The sequence below is a fragment of the Blautia sp. AF19-13LB genome, assembly GCF_003479105.1.
GTDB classification, from domain to species: Bacteria; Bacillota; Clostridia; order Lachnospirales; family Lachnospiraceae; genus Fusicatenibacter; species Fusicatenibacter saccharivorans.
The window spans coordinates 344-552 of the sequence record NZ_QUGO01000081.1 but is presented as its reverse complement, the minus strand read 5'-3'; the positions used below and the strand labels follow the sequence as shown (position 1 = coordinate 552).

Annotated in this window: 1 tRNA gene; it reads right to left on the bottom strand. The window is 46.4% G+C overall.

Going from position 1 to position 209, the window contains the following annotated elements:
* Positions 1-84 precede the first annotated feature (84 nt).
* Positions 85-158 (bottom strand) — tRNA-Ile (locus DWX32_RS19395).
* Between the last annotated feature and the right edge of the window lie 51 nt (positions 159-209).

Genomic DNA, 209 nt, shown 5'->3' with positions numbered 1-209 from the left:
TCTCTAACGTTTTAACGTTTTCAATATAGATTGTATATGCGGTTTTCAAGGTACATCTTTTGGACTTGAATAACTCAAATCCAGTGGGCTTAAGTGGACTCGAACCACCGACCTCACGCTTATCAGGCGTGCGCTCTAACCGGCTGAGCTATAAGCCCTCAGTCGTTTCCGACGCCCGGAAGTTTCTTTTCCGGATGGAGACGAAGAGA